Here is a 5673-nt window from a genome sequence, read left to right as displayed (position 1 = left end):
GGCACCTCACCAGCGGGGCAGCGTGGCGTCGTAGTCGGGCACGACGCGGCGCATGTATCCGGTGTCGTCGCGGCGTTCGCGGCCGGCGTCCAGGTAGGCCTGGTGCAGTTCGGTTAGCACGACTTCGTCGAGTTCGACTCCGAGGCCAGGACCCGTCGGTACCGGAACCGCTCCGTCGACGAAACGCAGCACGCCGGGGCGGACCACGTCGTCCGCGGCGTTCCACGGGTAGTGCGTGTCGCAGGCGTACGCGAGTTCGGGGACGGACGCGGCCAGATGCACCATCGCGGCCAGACTGATGCCGAGGTGCGAGTTGGAATGCATCGACAGGCCGATACCGAAGGCCTGGCACAGCAGGGCGAGGTCGCGGCTGCGCCGGAGGCCACCCCACAGATGATGGTCGAGCAGGAGCACCTGGACGGCGTCCTGCGCGACCGCGGGGCTCAGGTGCGTCAGATTCGAGACCACCATGTTGGTGGCGAGCGGGATGGAGGTGGACCGCGCGACCTGTGCCATGCCGTCGAGGCCGGGCGCGGGGTCCTCCAGGTACTCCAGGACGCCGGTCAGCTCTCGCGCCACACGCTGTGAAGTGGCGACCGTCCAGGCCGCGTTCGGGTCGATACGCAGCGGCAGCCCGGGGAAGGCACGTGCCAGGGCCCGGATCGCGGCGATCTCCTCCTCGGGAGGGAAGACTCCGCCCTTGAGTTTCAGCGAGCCGAACCCGTAGCCGTCGATCAGGCGGCGTGCCTGGACGACGACGCCGTCCGGATCGAGGGCGGGTCCCCAGGCATCCGACTGGGCGGGGTGACCGTCGAGCGCCGGGTGCTCGGCCCACTTGTAGAAGAGGTAGCCACTGAACGGCACCGCGGCCCGTACAGCGCCGCCGAGCAGGTCGCAGACCGGGCGGCCGACGAGCTTGCCCTGGGCGTCCAGTGCGGCGACCTCCAGAGGGGCCCACGCCGAGTCCCGCTCCTCGACTCGCACCGCCGCCCCGCCCAGTGCTCGATGCACTGCCTGGCGCGCGGCCGTGGTGGCGAAGACATCCATACCCTTGACCACTTGAGCCGCTCGGACGAGGCGGCTGGTCTCGGCGGCTCCACCGGGGCATTCACCGAGGCCCACGATGCCGTTCTCCAGGACCAACTGGACGACGCAGCGCAGCACCAGGGGTTCGTGGACACCCGTGCTGTTCAGCAGTGGAGGGTCCCTGAAGGCGATAGGGGTGATCACGACGTCAACGATCTTCATTGGCTCTCCGGCTCGATTCACACCCGCATGTGACAACGTTATCCGCTTCCGCAGAATTCACATACGTGATTTCTATTCACATTTCAGAAGATGCATGGAAGCACGTTAGAAACGTTTCAACACAGCCGTCAAGAGGGCTACGCGAGTGCGTCCGTCTTCCTCAGATGTATCCCTGCCGCAGAGCGAAGCTGACCGCCTGGACCCGGTTACGGAGGCCGAGTCGCGCGGTCACGGCTTTGAGGACGTTCTTGACCGTCCGCTCCGAACACCCGAGCCCTGCCGCGACGTCCAGCGTGCTCATCCCCTCGGCGAAGAGTCCGAGCACCTCCACCTCACGCGTGGTGAGGACGGGCCGAGGCGCACCGCTGTACGTAGCGACACCTACCCGCGTGGCCTGCAATCCCCGCAGATCGGCGGCTGGATCGCCTTCGCCCCTGGCTGTGGCGAGCACCGTGCGCAACAGCTTTCCCTCGGTGGCCTCTCCGCGCCGGAGAACGGCGTCGATGCCGCAGGCGATGAGCGGCACGTGGTGCTCGTCCCGCACCTCGTCGACCACGAGGACGAGCCGGACGCCGTCTGTCCGGACCAGGCGACGCAGTCGCACGAGTGCGGTCTCGTGGAGGGAGTCGGTGATCAGGACCAGCACTGTGCCGGGCCGCTTCGCCTGGTTGTCGATCAGCTCGATCGCGTTGTGACGGCCCAGTTGAGCGACAGCACCTGCCTGCGACAGAGGATCGTGCGCCTCTATGCGTACGGGGATCGGCTCCCACGTGGGCAGCACCGACAAGTGTCTGCCCGCGCGTCCGGAACGCGTGAGCGTGCCCCGGCCGGACGCCAGGGAGATCCCGGCTCTGTCCGTGCGCCGCTGCGTCGTCTTGTCGCTGTCCGTGGGGCGCATGGGCGTTTCCGGTTCTTCGTGCCGGCCTCGGTGGTCTCGGCCTGGGGTGCGGTACACAGGTGTCGCGGCCAGCGTCGGTCGGGCGGGTGCTCAACGCCAGGTCATTTTCTGTTCATTGTCCGGTCAGGATTCCGCCTCCGCACTGAGCGGCCCTCCGGATCGGACGGACTCAGCGTTCGATTGTCGACCGGCCGTCCCCCTTCGGCGTACGAGGAGGGCGTGGACGACCAGCAGGACGAGTACGACGCCTCCGGCCATCGCGCCGATGACGAACACCGCGCGGTAGCCGCTGTCCGTGGGAAATGCCCCGCCACCGGTGGTGGTGTGGGTGGCCAGGACGGCACCGGTCAGCGCGCTGCCGAGGGCGCCGCCAAGGGTACGCAGGATCTGATTGAAGCCGAGTGCGCTGCCGAGCTCGTCCGCGGGCAGGGCGGGCACCAGGAGGACGGGGATGCTGACCCAGGCGAGTCCTGTACCGAGGCCGATCAGCAGCATGGCGACAAGAAGCTGGTACACGCGATCGTGGCCCAGGGCGAGCCCAACGTTCGCCGACGCCACCATCGCCGCCGCCACGAGCACGGGAACCCGAGTGCCGACGCGAGACACCAGGCCCCGCTGCAGTTGTGTGGCCAGCTGGCTCCCCAGCGACAGCGGAAGGACCGCACAGCCCGCGAGGAACGGGGCGAGGGCGAGCCCGTACCCGGTTGCCGACGGAGCCTGGGCGATGGCACTGGTGGCGGAGAAAGCCACGTACATCAGCGCTCCCAGGCTCACGGCAGCCACATGGGCCAGGACGACGTCGGCATGACGCAGCAGATCCAGTCGTACAAGGGGTTGTGCGACCCGGCCCTCCCACCACACCCATACGGCGCCCAGCAGCAAGGACGCCCCGGCCGGCAGGAGGACGGTCATCGATGTCCAGCCCCAGTCCGAACCCTGGCTCACCGCGATCAGTCCGCCGGTGAGAGCCGCGGCGAGCAGCAGCGCCCCCGGTGTGTCGAACCGTGCGGCCCGCCTCACGGCCGGGCCCTGGGGCGATGTGCGGTCCCCCGATGGACGGTCGTCCGACGTCCTGTCGGCCGGATACGCGAGGAGGACTCCGACGAGAGCGGGGGCGATGAAGGCCGCCGCGAACCAGAACGCGTAGTGGTAGTCAAGGTGTTGGGCGATGAGCCCGGTCAGCGGAAAACCCAGGCCCGCCCCGGTCGCGGTCATCACCGACAGGACGGCGATGGCGCCGGGGGCGCGCTCCTTCGGCAGAAGCCGGTGCGCCGAGGCGATGGCCATGGGGATGACGGAGTACGTGGCCCCCTGCAGGGCGCGCCCCAGCAGGAGTTGCGGAAAGCTGTGGGCCGTGGCGGCGAGCAGGGAACCCGTCAGGACCGTGGCCAGCGTGAACAGCAGGACACGTCGGCGGTGGGGGCCATCGCTCAGCCGTCCGAGGACGGGTGTGGTAACGGCGCCGACAAGCAGGTTCGCGGTGAGCATCCACTGGGCGGCGCTGACCGTGATGTGCTGATCGGCCGCGACGGCGGGGATCAGCAGGACACCGAGTGAGCCGACCACTGCGGTGCACAGACTGGAGTAGACGAGTACGGGGAGCAGCGCGCGGCTGCGCCAGGGGACGGGGCGGGGTTCGAGGCCAGTCATGGGAATCCGTTCCAGGACGTGCGGCCGGACGCCGGAGCGCCCAGCACAGCGCCCACGCTCAGAGGGCCTTGGCAAGGCGGCCGTTCTTCCAGACGTGCGTGATGTTCTGCGGATCGGCCAGGACCGTGGTGTCCGTTATCGGGTCGGCGCTCAGGGCGATCAGATCGGCGTCGTAACCGGCCTGCAGACGGCCTGATTTGGGAGCCTGCGGTCCGAGCGTCAGCGGCCCGTTGGCGGTGACCGCCTCGATCGCTTCAAGTGCTGTCAGGCCGGCCTGCTGGAGAAGCGCGGGCTCGGTGCCGTTGGCGCCCCAGGGAAGGAAGGTGCCCGCGCCGGAGGTGCCGACGTCCGTGCCGGCGGCGATGGTGACACCCGCCGCGTGCGCGATGGCGATGGACTCCAGATGCCGGTCCGCCAGCGCGACGACCTTTTCGTACGTGGTGACCGGCAGGCTCTCCTTGCCGTCGAGCATGCGCTGCACGATGGTCCGCGTAGGCACGAGGACGGCGTCGGCCTCGCGCATGGCCCGAGCGGCTTCCTCGTCGACGTAGCTGCCGTGCTCGATGGTGTGCACTCCCGCTTCGAGGGCCGCCATGATGCCGGGCTTTCCGTGGCAGTGGGCCATCACGATGCGGTCGGCGCGCGCGGCCTCCTCGACGATGGCGCGCATCTCGGCGGGTGAGAACTGCTGGTGAACGGGGTGGTCGACGGTGCTGGCCACTCCCCCGGAGGCGCAGATCTTGATGACGCGGGCGTTGTTGCGCAGCTGGAGGCGTACGGCACGCAGGCACTCGTCCACGCCGTCGGCGGTCAGCAGATACTGCGAGGACAGGGGGTGATTGCCCACCCAGTCGTGCGGCAGTTCATGGATGTCGGCGTGGCCGCCGGTGGGGCTGAGGACGGCTCCTGCCGCGTAGACCGTCGGTCCGGCGATGGTGCCCTCGTCGATGACGGGGGCGAGCCAGACGCCCAGGCCGCCGGTCTCGCGCAGGCTGGTGAAGCCGGCCTGGAGGGCGGCCTCGGCGTCCTTGGCTGCACGGGCGGCGGCGGTCGCGGTGGGGGTGACGAGCATCTGCTGCATGGTCCAGGTGCGAACTCCCGCCAGGTGGCAGTGCACGTCCCACATGCCGGGCATGAGGTAGGGCACGGTGGCGTCCGCCTGCGAGGGCGCGTCGGCGGGGAGCCGGGCGGTCGGTCCTGCGTAGGCGATGACACCTTCGTCGAGCAGGACCGTCGCGTCCGGTATCGGAGCGCCGGAGCCGGGAATCAGGGTTGCACTGTCGATGCGGTACATGGGTCTCCGTCGAGATGGGCGGTGGGATGCGCGGGGGACGTGGTCCCGGATCGGGGACGCACGGGTCGGAGCACGGCGGGCCGGGTGAACATGGCGGGCCGGGAAGGCGGTTGCGCGGCGGGACGCCGTCCGCGCCTTCGGCACCGACCATACATCTATGATCGACGAACATCGAACATAGGAGTTACGATGGCGCCATGCCTCGTAGATACGTTCACCCCGACCAGAGCGACATCTCGCTCGCACACGTTCTCTCCGCGCTGGGTGACCCTGTGCGGCTGCACATCATGGGTGTGCTGGCCGACCGCCAGGAGCATCAGCGCGCCGACTTCGAGGTGGACGTTGTCGCCTCCACGCTCAGCCATCACATGAAGGTCCTGCGGGAAGCGGGCATCACCCACCAGCGCAACGAGGGCACGCGGTGCTTCGTCTCCCTGCGCGACGACACACTGGACGCGTTCCCCGGAGTCCTGGGCAGTGTGCTCGATGCCGTCGCCGTCGGGGACACCGCCCACGCCTGAACACCGGACGGGCCATGCCCGCAGCCGGACAGGCACGCGCGGCGGAGAGGAGCCCCAGGCTC

At 69.3% G+C, this 5673-nt stretch carries 5 protein-coding genes; 1 reads left to right on the top strand and 4 read right to left on the bottom strand.

The window, feature by feature from the left end; translation table 11 throughout:
• Positions 1–6: 6 nt before the first annotated feature.
• The 4 genes from ACFWGJ_RS41125 to ACFWGJ_RS41110 all read right to left on the bottom strand — a co-directional run bounded on the left by ACFWGJ_RS41125 (position 7) and on the right by ACFWGJ_RS41110 (position 5090).
• Positions 7–1248 carry an enolase C-terminal domain-like protein gene (locus tag ACFWGJ_RS41125; protein WP_387334077.1) on the bottom strand — a complete coding sequence of 414 codons (1242 nt, stop codon included), beginning with the start codon at positions 1246–1248 and terminating at the stop codon, positions 7–9.
• 160 nt (positions 1249–1408) lie between these two features.
• Entirely contained in the window at positions 1409–2146 is a 738-nt protein-coding gene (locus ACFWGJ_RS41120; protein WP_387334075.1) for a response regulator transcription factor, read from the bottom strand.
• Between the two features lie 123 nt (positions 2147–2269).
• Positions 2270–3796, bottom strand: coding sequence for an MFS transporter (locus ACFWGJ_RS41115; protein ID WP_387334074.1), 1527 nt, complete (start codon positions 3794–3796; stop codon positions 2270–2272).
• Between the two features lie 58 nt (positions 3797–3854).
• Entirely contained in the window at positions 3855–5090 is a 1236-nt protein-coding gene (locus ACFWGJ_RS41110) for an amidohydrolase family protein (protein WP_387334073.1), read from the bottom strand.
• A gap of 197 nt (positions 5091–5287) precedes the next feature.
• On the opposite strand from ACFWGJ_RS41110, the gene ACFWGJ_RS41105 reads away from it, so the two are divergent.
• Complete coding sequence (locus ACFWGJ_RS41105; RefSeq protein ID WP_387334072.1) at positions 5288–5611, top strand: ArsR/SmtB family transcription factor; 324 nt, start codon at positions 5288–5290, stop codon at positions 5609–5611.
• Positions 5612–5673: the final 62 nt, after the last annotated feature.

Source organism: Streptomyces sp. NPDC060205 (assembly GCF_042728395.1).
Lineage (GTDB): Bacteria > Actinomycetota > Actinomycetes > Streptomycetales > Streptomycetaceae > Streptomyces.
The sequence above is the reverse complement of the archived record's forward strand: the minus strand, read 5'-3'. Positions and strand labels throughout refer to the sequence as shown.